We start from the raw sequence: 23,974 nt of genomic DNA on the forward strand, positions 1-23,974 counted from the left end.
GCGTATGCTGGGAAACCCCGAAGCAGCCCTCACCGCCGATGCGATCATCCATCCGGGCGACGAGGCGATGCTGGCCTCGTTGCAGCGCGACACCTCGACGCGGCCACAGGGCGGGATGGATCGCGCCGGAGACGATCGCCATCAACCAGGGGCCGATGGCGCTGATGATCGAGAACCATCGCTCCGACTTCCTATGGACGCTGATGCGGCGCTGCAGGCCGATTGTCGACGGCCTTCGCCTCGCCGGTTTTTCCGGCGGCTGGCTGGACGGCGGGAGCAATGTTTGAATAAGCCAACTCGCGGCCAAGTCGACGTATCGTGGTCGCAAGTGCTCGACGTCCGACGATACGATCGCACTCTTGGTTCCATGTTGATTTCTGAGTGAACCTCGCCTGAACCATATTGCAGTAGAGGCAAAATCCAAGCACTCTGCCGACCGGGGCCTTATCGGGGGGCGGCTAGTGCAGGCATCGCTTGGCGGGCAGGTTCGAACCCAGGGTTACGTCGCGCAGCTTGACGGTCTTTGCGGACGCGACACACGCGATCTCGAACAGGTGCTGGGTTATGGCGAAGGCAGGCTGGCCGGGGGGTATACCCTGCTTCTTCTGGCGGACGTGGTCGGGCCAGGGGAGTTCGAATTTCGCGGCATGACGCATTTTCCGGGCGGCGTCCCGGTTGGAGAGTCCCGGACCACGGACGCCAGCCTGAAAGCGTCTCTTTCACAAGTGGCCGCCGATCGTGGCCGCTTCGACACAATGAAGGCAAACGAGGCCCGACGGATTTTCGTCAGCACAGGCCCCAAGCGGATCGCGAAGATTATGCCCTTGCGTCCCGGCAGCGACTATCCAGCGGGCAAAGGCATCGCTCAATGGGAGATCATGGTGCCGAAGCTGTTTTTCGTCGCCTGCAAGGTGGGGGCCGGCGAACGGATATACCGTCGGCCAAATGACACGATCTACGCAGCCGCACGGCTGGAGAGCTACCGCTGATCCGGGCGCCTACGGCATCAACTGCCCGCCATTGACCTCGATCACCTGGCCGCTGACGTAGCCGCTGAGCAGGCCGGACGACAGGAACAGATAGGCCCCGACGCAGTCCTCAGCCGTGCCGGCGCGGCCCTGCGGAATGCCGGCAATGCCGGCCTTGATCTGTTCGGGCGTCGAGTAGCGCTCGTGGAACGGCGTCAGGATCAGGCCGGGCGCCACGGCGTTGACGCGGATGTTCTGGCCGATCAGTTCCTTGGCCATGCCGCGGGTGACGTTGGACACGAAGGCCTTTGCCGAGCCGTAGATGCCGGCGCCGGGGCCGGCGCCGTTGCGGGCGGCGACCGACGAGGTGTTGACGATGAAGCCGCCCCGTTTCTTCAGCCACGGGATCGCTGCGCGCGTCGCCGTGACAACCGAGCGGGCGTTCAGGTCCATCACCTTGTCGTACTGCTCGTCCGTCATCTCGGAAAAAGGCACGCGGCCGAGCATGCCGCCGGCATTGTTGACCAGCCCGTCGAGCTGGCCGAATTGCGCGGCAGTGTCTTCGACGACTCGGATGACGTCGGCCGAGACGGAAAAATCGCCCCGCACCGGAAAGACATTGCCGCCGCCATCGTTGAGCCGCGCGGCAAGCGCCAGCGCGGCGTCGTGGCTGGCATTATAGTGCAACCCGACGCGGCAGCCCTGCGCGGCATAGGCCTCGACCAGGGCCGCGCCGATCCCGGTCGAACCGCCGGTGACGAGCACGACCTTGCCGGCGAGGTCCGGGATGACAAGGCGGGACGGGGAAGCGGCCATGAGAAACATCCTGTGATGGTACGACTGAAATATTGGCCGGTGTCATTGGCCCGGCAGCTGTGATCTTAATAGAGCCGTCGCACGCCCCCGCCGGAAGACCGCGCGAAAAGCCCTGCCTACTTCGCGTCGATGAAATCGCGCACCGCCTTGTTGTAGCCCTCCGGATCCTGCAGCATGGCAAAATGGCTGGTGTTTTCGAGGATCACCAGCTTCGCGCCGGGAATGGCCGACGCCATGTATTCCGTATGGTCGCGTTTGATCGCCTCGTCATGGTCGCCCGTGACAATAGCGGTCGGCACGTTGATCTTGGCGAGCTGTTTCTTCGTCCAGGACGGCTGGGTTTCCCACATATGGCTGATCTGCTTGACGAAGGCCTCGTATTCCGTCGGCGTCTTCGACAGCCGGGCGTAGTCCTCGCCGGAGCGCGCGATATAGGCGCCAAAGGTCTTGTTGGTGGCAACGCCAGGATCGACCCCCTCGATCGTAACGTTGGCCGCCTGTGCAAAGAGCCGCGTCAGCCGTTCCGGATGGTTCATGGCGATATCGATGCCGATGATGCCGCCATCGCTCCAGCCGACCAGCGCGGTCTTGTCGACCTTGAGATAGTCGAGCAACGCAAGATAATCGGACATCATGAGATCGTAGCCGAACGGCTCGGCGTTGCGCGTCGAGCGCCCGTGCCCGCGGCTGTCCGGAACGATCACTTTGTGGTCCTTGGCAAGATCCGCAACCTGCGCTGACCAGATATCGCCGTGCCCCAGGCCGCCATGGATGAGCAGAACCGGCTCGCCGGAGCCAAAGACCTGGTAATACATCCCGATGCCGTTGACATCAGCATAGCCGCTTTCGGCCGGCTTTGGCATGGGCGCGGGTTCGGGCAAGGTCTGCCAGCGTTCTTCCGCGAGGGTCGGCGCGGCAAGGGCCGCGAGCGCGATGAGGACGAAAGTTCTTAGAACAGCCTTCATGATGAACCTCCTGGCGGGAGCACCAATCAACCGATTTTCCGCGGGCTTTGTCAACGCGCGCGAAAGCGCCCGGAGGAACGTCATCAATCCGTCGTCAAACCTTCATGCCGCTGCAACATGCGTTGCGCAAAGCAGGCCCGGATTTCAGACGAAGGAGAGGGTCCCATGACCGGAAACGCGCGCCTGCTGACGCTGACCGCAACGCTTCTTGCTTCCGCGGCGCTGCCCGCTCACGCCGACATGACGTTCAACCGCGTCGCCACTTTCGCGGTCGCCGACAACCTGCCCGAGGCAGACCGCGCCTCGCCGACCTCCTCCGAGATCATCTCGGCCAGCGAGGACGGCAACACGCTGGTCTATTCCGACAGCCCGCATGGCGGCATCGGCATCATCGACATCACCGACCCCAAGGCGCCGAAGGCCGGCGGCTACGTCAAGGTCGAGGGCGAACCGACATCGGTGCTGGTCGAGTCCGGCAAGATTCTGGCCGCGGTCAACACCTCCAAGTCGAAGACCGAGCCGTCCGGCAACCTTTCGGTGATCGACCTTGCCGGCAAAACCGTCACGGCCACCTGCGATCTCGGCGGCCAGCCGGATTCGATCGCGATGAGCCGCGACCGCGCCTTCATCGCCGTCGCCATCGAGAACGAGCGCGACGAGGAGCTGAACGACGGCGAAATCCCGCAGATGCCCGCCGGCAACCTGAAGATCCTTTCGCTGAAGGACGGCGTGCCGGACTGCGCGACCATGAAGACGGTCGACCTGACCGGCATCGCCGAGGTCGCCCCGGAAGATCCGGAGCCCGAATTCGTCGCCTTCAACGAAGCCGGCGAGATCGCCGTGACGCTGCAGGAAAACAACCACATCGCCATCGTCGACGCGGCGACCGGCCAGATCGTCAAGCATTTCTCGGCCGGCTCGGTCGAGCTCGACAAGGTCGATACCAAAAAGGACGGCGCCTTCTCCTTCGACGCCAAGGTCAAGGCGACGCCGCGCGAGCCCGACGCGGTAAAATGGCTGGACAACGACCGCTTCGTCGTCGCTAACGAAGGCGACTACAAGGGTGGCACGCGCGGCTTCACCATCTTCAACAGACAAGGCGAGGTCGTCTACGAATCCGGCCCGGCCTTCGAATACGAGGTCGCCAAGGTCGGCCACTATCCGGAGCACCGCAACAAGAAGGGCAACGAGCCGGAAGGTCTCGAGGCGGCCGCCTTCGGCGACGAAAAACTGTTCTTCGTGGCCTCCGAGCGCGGCTCGCTGGTCGGCGTCTACAAGGACACGGGCGCCGTGCCGGAATTCTTGCAAATGCTGCCGTCCGGCATCGGCCCGGAAGGCCTGGTCGCCATTCCGTCGCGCAACCTGCTGGTCACCGCCAACGAAACCGACCTCGGAGAGGAAAACCTCGCCCGCTCGCATGTCATGGTCTACGAGCGCGCCGAAGGCCCGGCTGCCTATCCGATGATCGCCGCCAAGCCGAACGAGGACGGCACGCCGCTCGGCTGGGGCGCACTCTCCGGCCTCGCCGCCGACCCGGCCACGGCTGGAAAACTCTATGCCGTGTCGGACTCGGTCTACACCGGCGCGCCGACCATCTTCGAGATCGACACGACGCAGACGCCGGCCCTCATCACCGGCAAGACCATCGTCACGCGCGGCGGCCACCCGGCGCAGAAGATCGACCTCGAAGGCGTTGTTGTCGACGGCGAAGGCGGCTTCTGGCTGGCCAATGAAGGCGACAGCGCCAAGCTGACGCCGCATGCGGTGTTGCATGTCGATGATAAAGGCGCGATCGACAAGGAGATCGCCTTCCCAACCGCTCTGCTTGCCGGCGAGACCCGCTTCGGCCTCGAAGGCATCACCATCGTCGGCTCCGGCGACGACCTCACCCTGGTCATGGCCGTGCAGCGCGAGTGGAAGGACGACCCGAAGGGCCAGACAAAATTGCTCGCCTACAAGCCGAAGGCCAAGGAATGGTCGGCCGTGCGCTATCCGCTCGATGCCACCGAGGCCGGCTGGATGGGTCTTTCGGAGATCACCGCCCATGACGGCAAACTTTTCATCATCGAGCGCGACAATCTGATCGGCGACGCGGCGAAGGTGAAGCGGCTCTATTCTGTCTCGCTCGACGCCTTCAAACCGGTTGCGCTCGACGGTGCGCTGCCAGTGGTCGAGAAGATTCTGGTGCGCGACCTGATCCCCGACCTGAAGTCGGCAACCAACGGCTATGTGGTCGACAAGGTCGAGGGTTTCACCATCGACGCGGCCGGCAACGCCTTTGTCGTCACCGACAATGACGGTGTCGACGACTCTTCCGGCGAGACGCTGTTCCTGCGCCTCGGCAACATTTCCGCGATGAACTGATCGCGATCGGAGGGCGGCGGTTTCGCCGCCGCCCTCCCCCATACCGGTCATCGACTGGCCCAGCCGATAGCGCGGCGCAGCCGTTGCGGTCCGTGCCCGGACCGGCCATTGTCGCCCCGACTTTACGGGTGACTTCATGCACAAGACCATCGAGACCATTTTGGGCGACACCGAAGGCGTCGCCTTCACCTTCCCCGTCTTCCGCTTCGACGGCAGCGATCCGGCTGCACCGAAAGCCTATCTGCAAGCGGCGTTGCATGCCGGCGAGTTGCCGGGCACCGTCGCCATCGACGCACTGATGCCGAAACTGCGCAAAGCCGAAGCCGAGGGTCGGCTACGCGGCACGATCACCATCGTGCCGCACGCCAATCCGGTCGGCAGGGCGCAGTATCATTTCGGTTCCTTGCACGGCCGCTTCCATCTCGGCACGCGCACCAATTTCAACCGCGACTTTCCGCTGCTCGACCGGCCGGACGCCTCCACCCTTCGGGACGGTGGCGTCACCGTCGACCAGCGCCTGAAACAGCGACTGCTGAAACTGTCGACAGGCCACGAGATCGTGCTCGACCTGCACTGCGACGACGAGGGCGTGGACTATCTTTACGTGCCGAAGGCGCTGTGGCCGGGCATGCAGGACTGCGCGGCGGCGATGGGCGTGGCGGCGGTGATCCTGTGGGAGGGATCGTCCGGCGCGTCCTTCGACGAGGCCTCGCTGCATCCGTATCTGCAAATGCCGGCGGCGGAGGCCAGGCTGGAGCGGCGCGCTATTGCCACGGTCGAATATCGCGGGCTGCTCGACGTCGATCGCTCGCTGGCGCAATCCGACGCGGACGGCCTCTACCGCCTGTTGGTTGCGCGCGGGGTGATCGAGGACCAGGCGCTGCCCGCTCTCGACTCTTTCGCTGGCCTCGTCGCTCCGATCGACCATGTTGAGGTGGCGACGGCGCCGCGCGCAGGCGCCATCCTCTTCGACGTCAAGCCCGGCGACCGCGTGAAAAAAGGCGACCGGCTGGCGACCATCGTCCATGCTCCCGGCGAGGAAGGCGGCTCCACCGACGTTCTGGCGCCGCAGGCGGGTTATATCCTGACGCGTGTCGTGCGCCGTTCGACCTATGCCGGCGACGATCTGGTAAAACTCGTCGGCGAAGCACCGAGCGCCAGCGCCAGGCAGGGCGCTCTGGAGAACTGACCGGGCCAAGCAGTTGCGACCCTTGCACTGCGTCATGACGTAGACGGGCGGAACGACCGCGCAGCGCGGCTGGAGGCGGCTGTTTGCGCCAGCGGAAATCCGCTTGCCCCCTCTCCCATTCGCCGCTATGGAATCCGGCATGCGTATCGCTTCGATCAAGATCGTTTGGTGGTGGGCCAGCTGACAGCGGCCTGCCGAAACGCGTGCGCGTGAAAAATGGGTGGCCGCAGGAGAAGTCCGGGCGGCCATTTGTTTTTGAAGCCTATCCGGACACCGGCGCGGCGAACGGATGGAGAAAAAGATGTCGGTCGAACTCCTCGACAACGGGGCCGAGAAATTCGTGACGGCGGGCGGCGTCACCATCGTCCGCCAGCGCCATGACACGCCCTACAAGGGCGCGATAGAGGCCTATATCGACGGACTGAACAGCCGGCGCGGCGCGGTTTTTTCGTCGAACTACGAGTATCCCGGCCGCTATACACGCTGGGACACGGCGGTGATCGATCCGCCACTGGTCATCTCGGCGCGCGGCCGCTCGATGCGCATCGAAGCGCTGAACAGCCGCGGTGAGGTGCTGCTGCCGGTCATTGCGCGCACGCTGCTGCCGCTGAAGGACGTCACCCTCACCCAGACCACCGAACGGCGGCTGGCGCTGAAAATCGCCGAGCCGGGGCGCGTCTTCACCGAGGAAGAACGCTCGCGCGTGCCGTCGGTGTTCACGGTGCTGCGCGCCGTCACCGCGCTGTTCCACACCGACGAGGATTCCAATCTCGGCCTCTACGGCGCCTTCGGCTACGACCTCGCCTTCCAGTTCGATCCGGTCGATCTGTCGCTGAAACGTGCCGAGAGCCAGCGCGACCTCGTGCTCTACCTCCCCGACGAGATCCTGGTGGTCGACCACCATTCGGCAAAAGCCTGGCACGACCGCTACGACTATTCCGGCAGCGGATTCAACACGGCCGGCCTGCCGCGCGACAGCGAGGCCGAACCGTTCAGGACCGCCGACCGCATCCCGCCGCGCGGCGACCACGAGCCCGGCGAATATGCCGAACTGGTCAAGAAGGCGATGGAGAGTTTTAGGCGCGGCGACCTGTTCGAGGTCGTCCCTGGGCAGATGTTCTACGAGCGCTGCGAATCCCTGCCATCGGACATTTCGCGGCGGCTGAAGCTGATCAACCCCTCGCCCTATTCCTTCTTCATCAACCTCGGCGAGAACGAGTTTTTGATCGGCGCCTCGCCGGAAATGTTCGTGCGGGTGAACGGCCGGCGCGTCGAGACCTGCCCGATCTCCGGCACGATCAAGCGAGGCGAGGACGCCATTTCGGACAGCGAGCAGATCTTGAAACTGCTCAACTCCAAGAAGGACGAGTCCGAACTCACCATGTGTTCGGACGTCGACCGCAACGACAAGTCGAGGGTGTGCGAGCCGGGATCGGTGCGAGTCATCGGCCGGCGCCAGATCGAGATGTATTCGCGGCTGATCCACACGGTCGACCATATCGAGGGCCGCCTGCGCGAAGGCATGGACGCTTTCGACGCCTTTTTGAGCCACGCCTGGGCCGTCACCGTCACCGGCGCGCCAAAACTGTGGGCCATGCGTTTCATCGAGAAGCACGAAAAAAGCCCGCGCGCCTGGTATGGCGGGGCGATCGGCATGGTGCATTTCAACGGCGACATGAACACCGGCCTGACGCTGCGCACCATCCGCATCAAGGACGGCATCGCCGAGGTGCGCGCCGGCGCCACATTGCTGTTCGACAGCGTTCCGGAAGAAGAAGAAGCCGAAACCGAACTGAAGGCCTCCGCCATGATTTCCGCCATCCGAGACGCCAAGGCCGGCAACGCGGCGGCCGGCGACCGCAGCGCCGCCCGCGTCGGCGACGGGGTCAACATCCTCTTGGTCGACCACGAGGATTCCTTCGTGCACACCTTGGCGAATTATTTCCGCCAGACCGGCGCCAATGTCTCGACGGTGCGCACGCCCGTGCCGGAAGAACTGTTCGACAGGCTGAAGCCCGACCTCGTCGTGCTTTCGCCCGGCCCGGGCACGCCGAAGGATTTCGACTGCGCCGCCACCATCAGGAAAGCGCGCCAGCGCGACCTGCCGATCTTCGGCGTTTGCCTCGGCCTGCAAGCGCTCGCCGAAGCCTATGGCGGAGAACTGCGCCAGCTCCACGTGCCGATGCACGGAAAACCCTCGCGCATCCGCGTGTCGAAGCCGGGCGTCATCTTCTCCGGGCTGCCCAAAGAGGTGACGGTCGGCCGCTACCACTCGATCTTCGCCGATCCGGTGCGGCTGCCCGACGACTTCATCGTCACCGCCGAGACCGAGGACGGCGTCATCATGGCCTTCGAGCACCGCAAGGAGCCGATCGCGGCGGTGCAGTTCCATCCCGAATCGATCATGACGCTCGGCCAGAACGCCGGCATGCGCATGATCGAGAACGTCGTCGCGCATCTGCCGCGCAAGGCCAAGGAAAAGGCGGCCTAGCTTGAACGCGGCATCCTCCTCGACCGCCGCCAAGCAGAAAGTCGTGCGGTTGGCCTTCTGGTCGATCGTCGTCGCCTTGGTGGTGCTCGGCCTGAAGGCGTTCGCCTGGTGGATCACCGGCTCGGTTGCGCTTTATTCTGACGCGCTGGAATCGATCGTCAACGTTGTGACGGCGATCGCCGCGCTTTGGGCGATCCGCATAAGCCACATGCCGGCCGACCGCGACCATCAGCACGGTCACCATAAGGCCGAATATTTCGCCGCGGTGCTGGAAGGCGCGATGATCATCGTCGCGGCCCTCCTGATCATGTCGCAGGTGTTTCGGACGCTGAGCAACCCAGGTCCGCTCGAGCAGCCCTGGGAAGGCCTGGCAGTGAACGGCTTCGCCGCTGTCCTCAATGCGGTCTGGGCCTTCGTTCTCATCCGTCAGGGACGCAGTGCAAAATCGCCGGCGCTCGAGGCAGACGGCCACCACCTGATGACCGACGTAATGACCTCGGTCGGGGTCATCGCCGGCCTGGTCCTGGCCGTCCTCACCGGCTGGACAATCCTCGATCCGCTGCTGGCGGCACTGGTCGCGGTCAATATCCTGGTCCAGGGTTGGAAGATCATGGGCGAGTCGCTGAGCGGCCTGATGGACAAGGCTGTGCCGATCGAGGACAATTTGCACATCCGCGACATCATTTCTGCGAACTCCAAAGGCGCGCTGGAGGTCCACGACCTCAAGACCCGCACCGCAGGCCGCGCCACCTTCATCGAATTCCACCTGATCGTCGACGGCGACATGCCGGTGCGAGAGAGCCACGTCATCTGCGACCGCATCGAGGACGCATTGAGGGCTGAAATCCCGTCGGTGCGCGTGCTCATCCATGTCGAGCCCGACGACGAGGCGAAACTGCCGCCCGGCACCAGCGCCGTGCCGTTCGCGTGAAACCTGCGGCCGTGCGCAATGCGCCGGCTGGAAAAAATTGATAAACTCCTGAACGGCGATGTCGGCTCCGAATGCCGCCATTCGTCCTCGCTCCGTATGAGCGAGACGGATGGTCATCGCTTTCGCGGCCCGACTGGAGACGACGGCCGCCTGTCATCGTGCGGAGGAAGTCGACGTGACACAGAAAACCCTTGTGCTTCTGGGAACCAAGAAAGGCGCCTTCATCGCCGAGAGTGACGAAGAGCGGAAAGACTGGACGCTGAGCGGACCGTTCTGCGAGACTTGGCCGATGAACCACGTCGTCGGCGACCCGCGGACCGGCACGATCTATGCCGGCGGCGGCAATGAATGGTTCGGCCCGGCCGTGTGGAAATCCACCGATCTCGGCAAGACCTGGACGCATTCCAGCGAAGGGCTTGCTTATGAGGAAGGTAAGGAACCGGTGAAGGCGGTGTGGAGCCTCGCGGCCAACAATGGCAGCCTCTATGCCGGCGTGCAACCGGCCGGCTTGTTCCGCAGCGACGACGGCGGGCAGAACTGGTCGCATATCGAGGGCCTGCAAAAGCACCCTTCGCGCGAGCACTGGCAGCCGGGCGGCGCCGGGCTGATCCTGCATTCGCTGGTGGTGCATCCGGAGGACGAGGACAAGATCTGGATCGGCGTGTCGGCGGCAGGCGTCTTCCATACCGCCGACGGCGGCAAGACATGGGAACCGCGCAATCGCGGCACACGCGCCGATTTCAACCCCGACGACCAGAGATACCCTGAATTCGGCCAGTGCGTGCACTGCGTGGTGATGGCTCCCGGCGGCGGCGAGCGCTTTTACCAACAGAACCATTGCGGCATGTATGTCAGCGAGAACGGCGGCAAGGAATGGCGGAGCATCGAGGCCGGCCTGCCCTCGACCTTCGGCTTCCCCGCCGCCGCGCACCCGCGTGACCCCGACATGCTGTTCCTGCTGCCGCTGAACGGCGATTCCGCCGGCCGCTACGTGCCGGATGCCAAGGCGGCCGTCTGGCGCACCCGCGACGCCGGCAAGAGTTGGCAGGACATGCGCGAGGGCCTGCCGCAGAAGAACGCCTATTTCGGCGTGCTGCGCCAGGCGATGGCGACGGACAGGCACGAGCGGGCCGGCGTTTATTTCGGAACCAGTTCGGGCTCGGTCTACGCCAGCGCCGACGAAGGCGAAAGCTGGACGGCGATCGCCGAGCACCTGCCGACGGTGCTGTCGGTCGAGACGCTGGTGGTCGAGCGCTAGGATTTCGGGCCATGCACGGCGCAACGCAAATGGCGCGTATAAAAGTCCGGCTGCCGGGGCCGCTGGTGGACTTGTTTCCCGGCTCGGTGCGGCGCCTCGAGGTCGAGGCGCGCACCGTGCGCGAGATGATCGACGCGCTGAACGAGCGCTGGCCGGGAATGCGCGACCGGCTGTGCGACACCACGCCGGCGATCCGCAAGCACATCAACGTCTTCGTCGACGGCGAGCGCGCCAGGCTGGAAATGAAGCTCGAACCCGGCACCGAGGTTTTTATCCTGACGGCGATCAGCGGGGGGTGACGGGCTGCCGAAGCATATCGGCCCATGCCCCCTCCACCGCCTTCGGCGATCCGATTGCCTGCCTCCTCTGGTGAAGCAGGCCGTCACGAACACGGCGGCTTGGCGCAACGGAACCTGCATCGAGACCGCACTCCTTCCTTGCCACGCTGCGGAAAATCCGCCCTGGCCATTGAGTGGAAATCTCCCTCTCGGGAGGTGGGAAGCGGGGCGCAGGGCCGAGCCTCTCAAAGTTAAAAAACGTGGCGCGAACCCTGCGCCCCGCCGGCGTTCTTGCCCGACCGCTGATACCGCTCACTCGTTCCGGAGCGTGTCGTCGCGATCTGGGGCCCGGGTCTCGAGACTCTCGCCAAGCCGCGCACCGTTACGCGGCCACCCCGGCGCCGACGCTCTCCCCTGATACCCGGTGCGCACCAGGTTTCCCGCGAGAGCGATTGCGAGGATTATGGGGCAGCCTGAGGCAGGAGGGATAAACCTGCCGGAAAAAACCGAGCCGGACCGTTTTTCCCGACTATCGGAATGAAGGATTTCAATAGCTTATGGCATGAATCCGAATCGGATTGTCATAAAATTGCGGACGTCCTGTCCCCCTTTTTCTGAATATCCAGTGCCAGGGGTGATTTTCCTTGGCCGTCCGCGCTGCCCCGTAAACTTGCCGCAAACTTCCGTTGCAGGGCTGACAGCGGCGGAAGCGCGGCGCTAGAAGGAAGCCATGGCTTCCCCGCCCGCGCCGTCTCCCGGCCCGTTCGCAACGCTGCCGCCGCCCGCGCAGTGGCTGCTGCTTATCGCCTTCGCCGCAGCTTTCGGCGTCGCGCTGGAAGCGATCGAGTTTCCGGCGGCGCTTCTGATCGGACCGATGCTGGTCGCCATCGCAGCGGGAACCGGCGGCGCGACGATCCGCGTGTCGCGCCCGCTCTTTGGGCTCGGCCAGGCAGTGGTCGGCTGCCTGGTCGCCGCCTCCATCGAGGTCGAGGTGTTTTCCTCCTTCGCCAGCGACTGGCCGATCATCCTGGTCTCGGTTCTGTCGACGCTTGCCGCCTCCAGCTTCCTCGGCTGGTCGATCAGCCGGCTGCGCATCCTGCCTGGGTCGACCGCCGTCTGGGGTTCGGCGCCTGGCGGCGCCACCGCCATGGTGCTGATGGCCGAGGCGTTCGGGGCCGACGCCAGGCTCGTCGCCTTCATGCAGTATCTCAGGGTCGTCATGGTGACGCTCGCCGCCGCCTTCGTGGCGCGGCTGTGGATCGACCCGTCGGCCATGGTCGTGCCGGAACACGCCTGGTTCCCCCCGCTCGACTGGCCGGCCTTTGCGGCGACCGTGCTGGTGGCGGCCGTCGCCGGCTGGATCGGAAAGCTGCTACGTTTGCCGTCTCCGTACTTTCTCGGCGCGGCGCTGATCGCCATGGCGCTGCATCTCGGCGCCGGAGTACCGTTCCAGATTCCAGAATGGCTGAAGGCTGCGAGTTATATCGTGGTCGGCTGCTCCATCGGCCTGAATTTCACGCGAGCCGTGGTGTGGAACGCGCTGCGCGTGCTGCCGCAGGTCATGCTGTCGATCCTTCTGCTGATGGGTTTTTGCGGGGCGATCGCCTGGCTGCTCAGCCACGAACTCGGCATCGACCCGCTGACCGCCTACCTCGCCACCAGCCCGGGCGGCCTCGATTCGGTCGCCATCATCGCCACCGCAGCCAGCAACGTGAACCTGTCGCTGATCATGGCGCTGCAATCGGCGCGGCTGATCTTCGTGCTCTTGTTCGGCCCGGCGCTGGTGCGCTTCGTCGCCCGCGGCATAAAACCTTAGAAGGCTTTGCTGAGCCGCAGCACCGCCAGCATCTGGAACGGCGAGAGCCGGCGGAAGGCGATGTAGACCGGCTCCTCGTCGCCGTGAAAACGCCGCTTGAACGCCGCCTGGCCCTCGACGTTGAAGATGCGACGGTTGATCCAGGGCGAGCGGTAGAAACGCTGCATCGCCGACAGCATGAGCCGGCTTTCGGCAAAACCGCTCTCCTTCATGCCGGCGAGCGGCGACAGGCCGAGCGTGATGAATTTTCGGCCCTCGTCGCGCAGCCGGTCGGCGGCGAATTTGGTCAGGCCGATCTCGGCATGCGAGGTAATGCCCGGCAGCTTGCGCTTGAAGGAGGTGGTGTAGCCGGCAAGCGCGCCGGCCTCGAAGATCGGGTCGAAATCGAGGATGGCGGCCGGCTGCTTGTGCGGATCGAGCAGCATGAAGCGGCGCATGCCCTGGCCGAGCTGGGGGCGGAACGGCCGGTTCAGAAACCGCATCTCCCGGTGGCTGACGATGCGCTGGGCGCGCCAGGCGTCCGACAATTTTTTGATCTCGTCCGCATGGGCGCCGCTGCCGTCGTCCTCGACGATCGAAAAACCGTTCTTGAACAGCCAGCGCTCGGAATAGCGCACGGTCTCGTTGCGGCTGCCGGCAAAGGTTTTGGGCGTGAGCACGAGCCGCGTGTCGATGCCCATGCGGTTGACATGATAGCCGAGGTCCGACAGCACGCGGGCGCTGGCTTCGCCGATCTGCACGAAGCACGGACCGCGCGCCTTCTCGACGAACCGGCGGATAAGGTCCGCGCGCTCGGCCGGCGCCGCGACCGGATCGGCGAGCGCCACGGCGCTGCCCATCTTGCGGCCGAAGGCGATGTAGCCGGAAGCATCGCCGAAATAGGAAAGATCGTCCTGCACGGCGGTCGAATAGGCGAGCGAAAAATCGCCGTGTCGGCCGACCAGCGCCAGCCGCTCGTCCGGCGTCAGCGCGGCCCCCGGGATCGCCGCGGTGCGGCGCTCCACCAGGGCATCGAAGCTTTTTCGCAAGGAGGGCAAGGTTCGCTCGGGCTTTCATTGGCGGCGGCCGCGCCGCGCGTGCCGCAGATAATCCGATGGCGGGCGGACATCAAGCAGGCGTTGCCAAGCCATAGGCCTGTTTTCCATCCCCTTGCCTCGATCTGCCGCCTGCTGTATCAAGCCGCCCATGAACCCGTCCGTGGACAGCGCAGCCAATCGCCGAGACGCCTTTGCGTCGGCGACCTTGCGCGCGCTGTCTTCTGCGATCCTGCTTCTCGGCCTTATCGGCGACCGCCGGGCTCGCTAGAGGAGCGCCCGGCGGTCGTTCGACCGCCGAAGGCGGCGCCTGCTCCTTGCCAGTCGCACTCCAGTCAGCAAAACTTTTTAGACGCTTCGCCGGGCATCGCGTCCGCCTGAAGCGGCAGAGAGAAGCAAGATGAACCAGACCACCCGCATCCGCCCCGCGCACGGTATGCCGCAATCGGCGGCAAAATACGAACCCTATCCGCTGGTCGACCTCGCCGACCGCACCTGGCCGTCAAAACGCATCGACAAGGCGCCGATCTGGTGCTCGGTTGACCTCCGCGACGGCAACCAGGCGCTGATCGACCCGATGGGCCAGGACCGCAAGGCCCGCATGTTCCAGCTCCTGCTCGACATGGGTTTCAAGGAGATCGAGATCGGCTTTCCGTCGGCCTCGCAGACCGACTTCGATTTCGCCCGCTGGTGCATCGAGGAAGGCAACGTGCCGGACGACGTATCGCTCCAGGTGCTGGTGCAGTGCCGCCCCGAACTGATCACCCGCACCTTCGAGGCCTTGCAGGGCGCGAAGAACCCGATCGTGCATTTCTATAACTCGACCAGCGAGTTGCAGCGCCGCGTCGTCTTCCAGAAGGACGTCGCCGGCATCAAGCAGATCGCCACCGATGCGGCGAAAATGATCACCGACATGGCGGAAAAGGCCGGCGGCGGTTTTCGCTTCCAGTATTCGCCGGAGAGTTTTACCGGCACCGAGCTCGAAGTGGCGCTGGAGATCTGCAACGAAGTCACCGAGGTCGTGAAACCGACGGCCGACAACAAGCTGATCCACAACCTGCCGTCGACCGTCGAGATGTCGACGCCCAACATCTATGCCGACCGCATCGAATGGATGTGCCGCAACCTCGACAGCCGTGAAAACATCATCGTCTCGCTGCATCCGCACAACGACCGCGGCACCGGCATCGCCACCACCGAGCTCGGCCTGATGGCCGGCGCCGACCGCGTCGAGGGCACGCTGTTCGGCAATGGCGAGCGCACCGGCAATGTCGACATCGTCACGCTGGCGCTCAACATGTACACGCAGGGCGTCGATCCCGAACTGGACTGCTCCGACATCACCCGCATGAAGGACGTCTACGAATATTCGAACCAGCTCAAGATCCCGGAGCGGCACCCATACGTCGGCGAGCTGGTCTACACCGCCTTCTCCGGCTCCCACCAGGACGCCATCAACAAGGGCATGAAGGCGCTGAAGACCGCCAACAAGCCGCTTTGGGAAGTGCCCTATTTGCCGATCGACCCGCAGGACGTCGGCCGCAGCTATGAGGCGATCATCCGCATCAACTCGCAGTCGGGCAAGGGCGGCATCGCCTATGTGCTGCAGGCCGACTATGGGCTGAACCTGCCGCGCAATTTGCAGGTCGAGTTCTCCAAGGACATCCAGGCGATCACCGACGCCGAGGGCAAGGAGCTTTCGTCGAAGCGCATCTACGAGCGTTTCCGCGAGGTCTATGTCGACCAGCCCGACGGCCGGCTGAAATTCGTCGACCACCAGACCTTTCCGGACACGGCGGCGAAAGGCCGGCGCATCGTCGAGGGCGTCATCCTCGACAACGGCGAGGAGCTGACGATCAAGGGCGGCGGCACCGGCCCCATCGACGGCTTCGTCGATGCGCTGTCGCGCCACCTCGGCGTCGAGCTCTCGGTGCGCGACTATTCCGAGCATTCGATCCAGCACGGCTCGAACGCCGCTGCCATCTGCTATGTCGAGATGGAATATCCGGGCGGCGTGCTGTTCGGCGCCGGCATCAACACCAACATCGTTGCCGCGTCGCTCGAGGCGGTGGTCTCCGCCGCCAACCGCATCGTCGGCGGGAGATAGAATCGAGGGCGGGCGGCAACCGCCGCCTGCCCCGTTCTTCACCATTCATTTGCCGGCATGGCTCGCCTCGCTGCTGACCTCCCCGCGCTTTTATGTTAACAACGCGTTAATAGGCGGAGCCGGAAAATGAGTGAAAGGGCGGAAAAGCTGGAGTCGCTGGCCCGCCAGCGCAGGCTGGCTGAGGCGATCAGCGACGCCAAGAATGCGGTGGCCGACCGCGAGGACGTGGTGGTGGAGTTGCGCGAGGCGACTCTGACCCGCCTGAAGCTGCTCGCGGCCGAACTCGCGCCCGTCTTTGACGAGGTTCCCGCCGAGATCGACATCTTCGACTTCGCCATCTCGTCCGGCCTGCAGCCTCGGCTGTGGATCGACGCGGTCAGCCACGTGGCGATGGGGCGTGACCGCCGCACCTACCGCTTCGTCAAGGACACCCGCAACGGCCGCGTCGTGCTGGCCGAATCGCACAGGATGGAGGACGTCGCCGACCGGGTGACGCGTTATGTCGCCGAGCGTATCGTCGAGCGCGAGCGCTTTCTGGAGGGCGACGTCGCGCCGGCGATCGAAGCGATCAAACCGCCGGCTCCCCAACCGGCCAGGGCGGCCGTGCCCGAGCCCGCCGCCACGCGGCCGGCGCCGAAGCCTGTTCCGCGGGCCGAGCCCAGGCCGTCGCCAAAACCGGCGCCCGCGATCCCCGCAACGCTGCTGACCGCACCAGCCCCGGCCAGGGCTGCTCCTGCGCGCAAGAGTGTCTGGCGGCGCCTGCTGTCCGACCTGGGTATCGTCATCGCCGGCCTGCTGTTCGGGCTTGTCGCCGCGGTCGTGATTTTCTGGGACCGGCTGGTCAGCCTGCTCCCGTAGTTTCTTCGGGCGGCGTCGCCTTTTCGTAGGGCGCCGGCGCCTTGCGCGGCGAGCCGAGGTCGAGCATCTCGATGTCGACGACCGCCTCCGAGTTCTTGAGCCCGCGCCGCGTCAGGCCGATATGCCAGTGGCCGGGCTCGCCGGAAATCTCGAACAGATTGTATTGCGCCGGCGGGTGATGGCCGCCCAGCCCCTGCCCCGCCGCGGCAACCCCAACCACAGGAACTGGCCTCCTTCGCTCGCCGATCCAGAACAGCGTCGGCAGGTGCGAATGGCCGTGCAGCACCAGTTCCGCGCCGTGCCGGATCACCGTTTCGTGGAAATTGGAAATGCCGAACAGGCGCTTGTGCTGCGGCACGGCCGCGCGCACCGGCGGATGGTGGATCATGATCAGCCTGAAAAGCTTTCGCTTCCCCGTCTCGTCGAGGATCTTTGCCAGCCTCCCCGCCTGCTCCTCGCGGAAAAAACCGTTGGCCATGAAGGGAGCGGTCGCCCGCGCGGTGGAGACGCCGATCAGCGCTACGTTGCCGCGCACCCGCAGATAGGGGAAGGTAAGCCGCCCGACCGGCCCGTGAAAACCGTCGCCGCGCATCCACGGCGCCCACAATTCGCAGACCTTGCCGAAGGCGCCCGGCACATAGGCGTCGTGGTTGCCGGGAACCACCGAAACGTCCTCCGGCCTGCCTAGCGTCTCCAGCCACAGCCGCGCCAGCACCAGTTCGGCGTCTAGCGCCAGGTTGACCAGGTCGCCGGTCACCGCCAGATGATCGGGTTTTTCCGCCTGGATCGCCTCGACGATCGAGCCCAGCGTGCCTTGGGTCAGCAGTTTTCGGCGATTGCGTCGCCAGTTGACGTAGCCCAGCACCCGCTTGGAGGCGAGTTCGCGGTAGGAAACAGCGGGCAGCGGCCCCAGATGGACGTCGGAAATATGGGCAAGCCTGAGCATCGGCCTCTTCTAGGATACGGCCGAAGCGGTTTCCAGCCCGGGGCCGGCGGCGGCGCTGGTTCTGACTCTCTTGTGATCGGAGTTGATGCGGGGCTGGCCTGTGCTGGCGGGCTCGGCTAGCGTCGGTTAGTGAAGCGCCATCTTCGCCACAAGAGCAACCATATGCACCGATCCAGCCCGGCGACAGCCGTCTCGCCCTCGCTTCGTCCAACACCCCTCATCCGACCTCGCTCCGCTCGGCCACCTTCTCCCACAGGGGGAGAAGGTGGAGTTTCGCGCATACGCCTCGGCAAATCTTCGACGCTGGCGATTGGCGGCAAGGCAAAAGCCAGGCTCCCCCTTCTCCCCTTGTGGGAGAAGGTGGCCGAGCGGAGCGAGGTCGGATGAGGGGTGCTGGAAGAAACGAGGGCGTCCCTCAAGCCACGCCCCCCGCCCCCGACGAATCCCGCTTCCGCCAGACCGGCTGGTCGGGCCTTCGCGCCATGCTCTTCCACAAATATTTCCTGCTGCGCCGGGCAATGACGCTGGGCGTGCGCGGCATGGTCTTCGACCGCGAAGCCAACGCCATCTTCCTCATCCGCCACACCTATGTGCCCGGCTGGCAGCTTCCCGGCGGCGGCGTCGAGCTCGGCGAGACCTGCGAGCAGGCGCTGGCCCGCGAATTTTGCGAGGAAGGCAACATCTCCTTCACCGCCCCGCCGCTGCTGAAATCCATCCACCTGAATCGAGTCGCCACCCGCCGCGACCACGTCGCCTTCTACCTGATCGAAAACTTTTCGCAGTCGAGCCCGAAACAGCCCGACCGCGAGATCGCCGAGGCCGGCTTTTTTGCGCTCGACGCCCTGCCGCAAGCGACCACGCCGGCAACACGGCGGCGCATCGCCGAGGTGTTTGGCGGGGAACCGGCGTCGGCGTATTGGTAGGGGCGTTTTCGGTCGCTGTTTCCCAGGATGCGCGGGCCTGCCTGAATTCGGGGACGAATGGCCGCGAAGACCTTGAATTCGTCGTTTGGCCCAAGGCGCACGTTTGATTGAGGAATCGACAAACCGCGGCCGGCGTTGCGCTGCAGTTAACCTGCCAGGGCCCGACCGCGTGCCGGCATCGCGCCGCCGAAACGCGCGCCGAACTCGACGCGCAACGGGCAAATAGCGGTCGGGACTGCTTCAGTATCGATTTTTTCCGATGCCCTCCGATTTCGCAAAAACATCCCTCTCCAGTAAGTCTACAAAATTCATAGAGTTTACCCACTGGCGGTTATCGCCTGTCTCGAGGCGAGATGGCCTCATGCAACAAGGGGTAGACATATGAAAAAGCTGCTCGTAGCCGCCCTTGCAGGGCTTTCCATGGCCATGTCTCTGTCGGTCGCCAGCGCGGCGGACGACAAGAAGGTCGTCATAGCCTATCAGACGGGCTCGGTGCCGTATTTCGTCGGCATCGCCAATGGAGACTTCGCGAAGAAGACCGGCTGGGACATCGAGTTCCGGCGCTTCAACTCCGGCGCCGAGATTTTCGCCGCCATCGCTTCCGGCGACGTGCAGATCGGCGACGTCGGCTCCAGTCCCTTCGCGGCGGCGGTAAGCCGGGGCGTCGACGTCAAAGGGTTCTTCATCTCGTTTGTCTCCGGCGACGGCGAGGCGCTGGTGGTGCGCCCCGACATCCAGACGCCGGCCGATCTCAAGGGCAAGAAACTCGCCGCCGCACCTGTCTCCACCGACCATTACCAGTTGCTTGCCGTGCTCAAGCAGGAAGGCATTTCCGAGCAGGACGCCCAGGTCATCGCCATCCCGCAGCCGGAAATCGTCGCGGCATGGAAGCGCGGCGACATCGACGGCGCTTTCGTCTGGGATCCGGCGCTGACGGAACTCAAGAAGGACGGCAAGGTGCTGCTGACGTCCGGACAGGTTGCCGAGCGTGGTGCGCCGACCTTCAGCGCGATCGTCGCAACCGGCCCGTTCCTCAAGGAGCACCCGGAGTTCATCACGCAATACGCGGATCTGGTGGACGGCTATTTCAGGTCCTATGCCAGCGATACCGCCGCTTGGGGGGTCGACTCCGAGAACGTGAAGCTGATCTCGAACCTCCAGGGCGGCACGCCTGCCAACGTCTTCGAACAGCTCAAGGCGACCATCGGAGTGCCTCCCCTGGAGGAGCAGACCTCGGACAAGTGGCTGGGCGGCGGCGAGAACAGCGGCGTGGCGAAAATCCTGAAAGACACCGCCTACTTCCTCAAGGATCAGAAGAAGATCACCGCGGTGAAGGACAGCTACGCCGAGTTCGCCGATCCGCAATACGCCGAAGCCGCCAAGGCCCTGTCGAACTGAGATGCCTCCCAAGGCGTGAACGAGGACACGGTCGGCCTGCGGTCGGCCGTGTCCTCCGATGCGGAGAAAACCATGCTTCAGGTTCGTGAAGCCAGCGTCGTCTTCCCGACATCCGACGGCCGGAGCGTCCAGGCGCTGGATCGGGTGTCGCTAGACCTGCCGCCGGATTCCATCGTGGTGGCAGTCGGCGCTTCCGGCTGCGGAAAGTCGACGCTGCTCAATGCGATCGCCGGCTTCCTGCCGCTGACCGAAGGCTCGATCAGGCTGGACGGCGAGCCGATCGAGGGCCCGGGCGGGGATCGCGGCGTCGTCTTCCAGAAGGACACGCTGTTGCCCTGGGCGTCCGTGGTCGACAATGTCGCGCTCGGCCTCAGATACAAGGGCGTGCCTAAGCGGGAGCGGCGCGAGCGCGCGCGTGCGCTTCTGCGCCTCGTCGGCCTGGCGGACTTCGCGGACAAGCCGCCCTACGAACTCTCCGGCGGCATGCGCCAGCGCGTCGGCATCGCGCGGGCGCTCGCCACCGACCCCAAGATCCTGCTCATGGACGAGCCCTTCGGAGCCCTGGACAGCCTGACGCGCGAGACCATGCAGCAATTACTCGCCGGGATCTGGGCGCAGACCGGCAAGCAGGTCCTCTTCATCACCCACTCGATCGAGGAGGCTTTGCTCCTCGGCACCACGATCGTGGTCATGTCGCCGCGGCCGGGCCGCATCGTGGCGCGCTTCGACGTCGATTTCGTGCGCGACTTCGCGAGCGCCCTCGAGATCGGACCGATCGTCTCGGGGCGGCGCTTCGTCGAGCTGCGCGAGGAGATCCGGGCGCTCATCCACAATCCTCCCCTTTCCCGACATGGAGCGCTGCAATGACGGTGACCACAGACCTGCCGCTCGAGCTTGCACCGGCAATCCGCAGCCGCCGGAACGCCCGGCCGGCCAAGCCGGCGGGCGAGAAAGGCACGCTGGCGATCGGCGTCGTAACCCTGGCCGTGCTGATCGGCTTCTGGTTCGCGGCCAGTCACTTCGGGTGGGCCTCGCCGCTCTTCCTGCCATCGCCCGCGGAAGTCGCCACGCAGTTCCAGGCCGTCGTGCAGGACGGCTATGCCGGAGGAACCCTCCTCACGCATCTCGCCTCGAGCCTGTGGCGGATCGGCATGGCCCTGGCCGTGGGAATAGTGGTCGGCGTCCCGCTCGGCCTGTCGATGGGAATGAACCGGTGGATGCGCGGCGTCTTCAGCGTCCCGATCGATCTCTACTGGGGCCTGCCACCGCTGGCCTACCTGCCGCTGCTGATCATCTGGCTGGGGATCGACGAGACATCCAAGGTGCTGCTGCTCACGCTCTCCACCTTCGCGCCCATATGCTTTTCGGCCCAGGCAGGTGTGCGCTCGGTGCCGGTCGAGCGCATCAACGCAGCGCGCTCGCTGGGCGCCAGCCGCGCGCAACTGTTCACCAGCATCATCCTGCCGTCGGCCTTGCCGGAGATATTGACCGGCGTTCGCATCGCCATCGGCGCCGGCCTCGCCACGCTGGTGGCGGCGGAGCTGATCGCCGCCAGATCCGGCCTTGGCTACATGATCATGTCGGCGGCGAACTTCCTGGCCACCGACATCGTCTTCGTCGGGCTGATCGTCATCGCCGCACTCGCTTTCAGCCTTTCGGCGGGCATGCGCTGGCTGGAGCGCCGGCTCGTGCCCTGGAAGGGCAAGCTCTGATTTCCGAATTTCCAGACCAAGAGGAACTTTCCCATGTCGAACACGCGCGCGCCGGATCTCTACTGGTATCTGCCCACGCATGGCGATGGCCCCTATCTCGGCACGGACGAGCGCCATCGGCCGGCGACGCTGGGCTATCTGAGCGAGATCGCGAGAGCCGCCGACCGGTTCGGCTTCAAGGGCGTGCTGCTGCCGACGGGAACGCGCTGCGAGGACGCGTGGATCATCGCGGCGGCCTTGATACCGCAGACACAACGATTGCGCTTCCTCGTGGCGCTCAGGCCGGGCAGCGGAACGCCGGCGCTGTTCGCCCGCCATGCCGCGACCCTGGACCGCATCTCGGGCGGCCGTGTGCTGGTCAACGTCGTCACCGGCGCCGATCCGGCCGATCTGGCAGGCGACGGCAACAAGCTCTCGCACGACGAACGCTACGCCCAGACCGACGAATTCCTGACCATCTGGCGGCGCATATTGTCGGGCGAGCCGGCGGATTTCGAAGGCAAGTATCTTTCCGCCCACGGCACCGACATTTCCTTTGCGCCGGTCCAGCGGCCGTATCCGCCGCTTTGGTTCGGCGGATCGTCGGACGCGGGCATCGAGGTCGCGGCAAAACACATCGACGTCTATCTGAGTTGGGGCGAGCCGGTCGAACAGCTCAAGGAGAAGTTCGATCGCGTGCGGGCACGCGCCGCGGCCTTGGGGCGCAGCGTTCGCTTCGGCCTGCGCATCAACCTGATCGTCCGCGAGACCGAGGAGGAGGCCTGGGCGGCCGCCGACCGTCTCATCAGCCGCGTGACGGACGATCTCGTCGCCGAGGCTCAGCACCAGTTCACCAAAGTGTCGGAATCCGTCGGCCAGAAGCGCATTTCCGCGCTTCATCAAGGCCGCCGCGACAGGCTGGTGGTTGCGCCCAATCTATGGGCCGGCCTTGGCCTGGTCCGGGGTGGAGCGGGAACCGCCCTGGTTGGCAGCGCCGAAAACGTCGCCGCGCGCATCCGTGAATATCAGGCGATCGGCGTCGAGACCTTCATCACCTCCGCCTATCCGCACCTGGAGGAAATCTTCAACGTCTCGGAACTGCTGTTCCCGGCGCTTGGCATCGAGGGAGAGGCGGCGCCGGCGGAACAGGGTTGGGACCTCGAATTCGGGCGCGGGGGTGCGCCAGGTGCCGTCGTTTCGGCACCACGGCAGCAGGCTGCCGGGTAAGAGGCAGGGCTGTCGGCTTCGTCGCAACCGGCGACCATCAGGCGTCCCATCCAGGACGTTCGCCTTGGCCGGGACCACGCCAGCGACGCGGCGGCGGCGGATCGCCGAGGTATTTGGCGGGGAGACGGCGTCGGCGTGTTGGTAGTTGAAGCGGTAATAGCAGGTGACCCGGCGCAGAAGTTCGTACCGCCCATCGGAAATGTCGGCTTCGCGCCGCACATTGGCCTTTGAGAGAGCATTTGCCGCTTCCTGAAAGCAGACATCGCTGACGACGACATTGTCGGTCGGGGTTGCGCCAAATTCCAACGTTCACACGTTGGGTCAGCAACGTCGTGATCCGACCCCGGCTTTCGCGTGTCTACCCGTCCCGCCCGCGGTGTTGCAGCGCACTTCGGGAAGAGGTAAAATCGCGGTAGGCTGCATAGTATGCCGAGGAGCACCTGATATGGCGGGGCGCGCGACGGTCCGCTGGCTGGCTCGCCTCACTCCAGTCGCTGGCCGCACCGTCAACGATCTCCTGAAGGTTCCACTGAGCCTCGATGTCTGGGAACGGGAAGCTGACGCCGTCGTGGCGGCCGTTTCCGAACAGACGATTGCCGAGCTCGAGCGCCGACGAATAGCTGGCGTCGAGCGCCTCCGTACGGTCACCGACTTGGAAAGTGGCACATCCAGCGCCGATCGCCTCGACGGGCAACCGGAGGGGCCCTGATCAGG

The 23,974-nt window shown here is 65.1% G+C and carries 20 protein-coding genes and 1 pseudogene; 17 read left to right on the forward strand and 4 right to left on the reverse strand.

What is annotated here, in order from left to right:
• Positions 1-107: 107 nt before the first annotated feature.
• Both RB623_RS22250 and RB623_RS22255 read left to right on the forward strand, forming a co-directional pair.
• Positions 108-287: pseudogene (locus tag RB623_RS22250) on the forward strand (glucoamylase family protein); the annotation flags it as partial.
• A gap of 174 nt (positions 288-461) precedes the next feature.
• Positions 462-989: a hypothetical protein gene (locus tag RB623_RS22255; protein ID WP_308059189.1), complete on the forward strand. Its 528-nt coding sequence runs from the start codon at positions 462-464 to the stop codon at positions 987-989.
• A 9-nt stretch (positions 990-998) separates the two neighbouring features.
• On the opposite strand, the gene RB623_RS22260 is transcribed toward RB623_RS22255, so the two are convergent.
• Positions 999-1,784, reverse strand: a complete 786-nt coding sequence (locus tag RB623_RS22260) for an SDR family NAD(P)-dependent oxidoreductase (protein WP_374121726.1) — start codon at positions 1,782-1,784, stop codon at positions 999-1,001.
• 116 nt (positions 1,785-1,900) lie between these two features.
• Positions 1,901-2,749 carry an alpha/beta hydrolase gene (locus tag RB623_RS22265; protein ID WP_308059191.1) on the reverse strand — a complete coding sequence of 283 codons (849 nt, stop codon included), beginning with the start codon at positions 2,747-2,749 and terminating at the stop codon, positions 1,901-1,903.
• Between the two features lie 165 nt (positions 2,750-2,914).
• On the opposite strand from RB623_RS22265, the gene RB623_RS22270 reads away from it, so the two are divergent.
• From RB623_RS22270 to RB623_RS22300, 7 genes are all read left to right on the forward strand, one after another.
• Positions 2,915-5,113, forward strand: coding sequence for an esterase-like activity of phytase family protein (locus tag RB623_RS22270; RefSeq protein WP_308059192.1), 2,199 nt, complete (start codon positions 2,915-2,917; stop codon positions 5,111-5,113).
• 136 nt (positions 5,114-5,249) lie between these two features.
• Positions 5,250-6,302 carry a succinylglutamate desuccinylase/aspartoacylase family protein gene (locus RB623_RS22275; protein WP_308059193.1) on the forward strand — a complete coding sequence of 351 codons (1,053 nt, stop codon included), beginning with the start codon at positions 5,250-5,252 and terminating at the stop codon, positions 6,300-6,302.
• A gap of 301 nt (positions 6,303-6,603) precedes the next feature.
• A complete protein-coding gene (locus tag RB623_RS22280; protein ID WP_308059195.1) occupies positions 6,604-8,793 on the forward strand; it encodes an anthranilate synthase in 2,190 nt (729 codons plus the stop codon).
• Position 8,794: 1 nt separating this feature from the next.
• Positions 8,795-9,724, forward strand: a complete 930-nt coding sequence (locus tag RB623_RS22285; protein ID WP_308059196.1) for a cation diffusion facilitator family transporter — start codon at positions 8,795-8,797, stop codon at positions 9,722-9,724.
• Positions 9,725-9,899: 175 nt separating this feature from the next.
• Entirely contained in the window at positions 9,900-10,982 is a 1,083-nt protein-coding gene (locus RB623_RS22290) for an exo-alpha-sialidase (RefSeq protein ID WP_308059197.1), read from the forward strand.
• A gap of 29 nt (positions 10,983-11,011) precedes the next feature.
• Positions 11,012-11,281, forward strand: a complete 270-nt coding sequence (locus RB623_RS22295; RefSeq protein ID WP_308059198.1) for a MoaD/ThiS family protein — start codon at positions 11,012-11,014, stop codon at positions 11,279-11,281.
• Positions 11,282-11,990: 709 nt separating this feature from the next.
• Positions 11,991-13,076: an AbrB family transcriptional regulator gene (locus tag RB623_RS22300; RefSeq protein ID WP_308059199.1), complete on the forward strand. Its 1,086-nt coding sequence runs from the start codon at positions 11,991-11,993 to the stop codon at positions 13,074-13,076.
• Here RB623_RS22300 and RB623_RS22305 read toward each other — a convergent pair.
• Complete coding sequence (locus tag RB623_RS22305) at positions 13,073-14,113, reverse strand: phosphatidylglycerol lysyltransferase domain-containing protein (RefSeq protein ID WP_308059200.1); 1,041 nt, start codon at positions 14,111-14,113, stop codon at positions 13,073-13,075. The genes RB623_RS22300 and RB623_RS22305 overlap by 4 nt on opposite strands.
• 433 nt (positions 14,114-14,546) lie before the next feature.
• Here RB623_RS22305 and leuA point away from each other — a divergent pair, with 433 nt between their 5' ends.
• Together leuA and RB623_RS22315 are read left to right on the forward strand one after the other, a co-directional pair.
• The gene (gene leuA / locus RB623_RS22310; protein WP_308059250.1) at positions 14,547-16,217 is read left to right on the forward strand and encodes a 2-isopropylmalate synthase; all 1,671 of its coding nucleotides are present in this window, start codon (positions 14,547-14,549) and stop codon (positions 16,215-16,217) included.
• A 126-nt stretch (positions 16,218-16,343) separates the two neighbouring features.
• Positions 16,344-17,075 carry a hypothetical protein gene (locus RB623_RS22315; protein ID WP_308059201.1) on the forward strand — a complete coding sequence of 244 codons (732 nt, stop codon included), beginning with the start codon at positions 16,344-16,346 and terminating at the stop codon, positions 17,073-17,075.
• Here the strand turns inward: RB623_RS22315 and RB623_RS22320 are convergent.
• Positions 17,059-18,021, reverse strand: coding sequence for a metallophosphoesterase (locus RB623_RS22320; protein WP_308059202.1), 963 nt, complete (start codon positions 18,019-18,021; stop codon positions 17,059-17,061). The two genes, RB623_RS22315 and RB623_RS22320, sit on opposite strands and share 17 nt — an antisense overlap.
• A gap of 482 nt (positions 18,022-18,503) precedes the next feature.
• On the opposite strand from RB623_RS22320, the gene RB623_RS22325 reads away from it, so the two are divergent.
• The 6 genes from RB623_RS22325 to RB623_RS22350 all read left to right on the forward strand — a co-directional run bounded on the left by RB623_RS22325 (position 18,504) and on the right by RB623_RS22350 (position 23,969).
• On the forward strand, positions 18,504-18,944 hold the full coding sequence (locus RB623_RS22325; RefSeq protein ID WP_308059203.1) for an NUDIX domain-containing protein: 441 nt from the start codon (positions 18,504-18,506) through the stop codon (positions 18,942-18,944).
• Positions 18,945-19,325: 381 nt separating this feature from the next.
• Positions 19,326-20,342 carry an ABC transporter substrate-binding protein gene (locus tag RB623_RS22330; RefSeq protein ID WP_308059204.1) on the forward strand — a complete coding sequence of 339 codons (1,017 nt, stop codon included), beginning with the start codon at positions 19,326-19,328 and terminating at the stop codon, positions 20,340-20,342.
• Between the two features lie 72 nt (positions 20,343-20,414).
• The gene (locus RB623_RS22335; protein ID WP_308059205.1) at positions 20,415-21,209 is read left to right on the forward strand and encodes an ABC transporter ATP-binding protein; all 795 of its coding nucleotides are present in this window, start codon (positions 20,415-20,417) and stop codon (positions 21,207-21,209) included.
• Positions 21,206-22,054 carry an ABC transporter permease subunit gene (locus tag RB623_RS22340; protein ID WP_308059206.1) on the forward strand — a complete coding sequence of 283 codons (849 nt, stop codon included), beginning with the start codon at positions 21,206-21,208 and terminating at the stop codon, positions 22,052-22,054. Before RB623_RS22335 ends, RB623_RS22340 begins: the two co-directional genes overlap by 4 nt.
• Before the next feature lie 33 nt (positions 22,055-22,087).
• Positions 22,088-23,260, forward strand: coding sequence for an FMNH2-dependent alkanesulfonate monooxygenase (ssuD, locus tag RB623_RS22345; protein WP_308059207.1), 1,173 nt, complete (start codon positions 22,088-22,090; stop codon positions 23,258-23,260).
• A gap of 445 nt (positions 23,261-23,705) precedes the next feature.
• Positions 23,706-23,969, forward strand: a complete 264-nt coding sequence (locus RB623_RS22350) for a hypothetical protein (RefSeq protein WP_308059208.1) — start codon at positions 23,706-23,708, stop codon at positions 23,967-23,969.
• Positions 23,970-23,974: the final 5 nt, after the last annotated feature.

Origin of the sequence: Mesorhizobium sp. LHD-90, assembly GCF_030929505.1 — a bacterium.
In the GTDB taxonomy this organism is placed as follows: domain Bacteria; phylum Pseudomonadota; class Alphaproteobacteria; order Rhizobiales; family Rhizobiaceae; genus Kumtagia.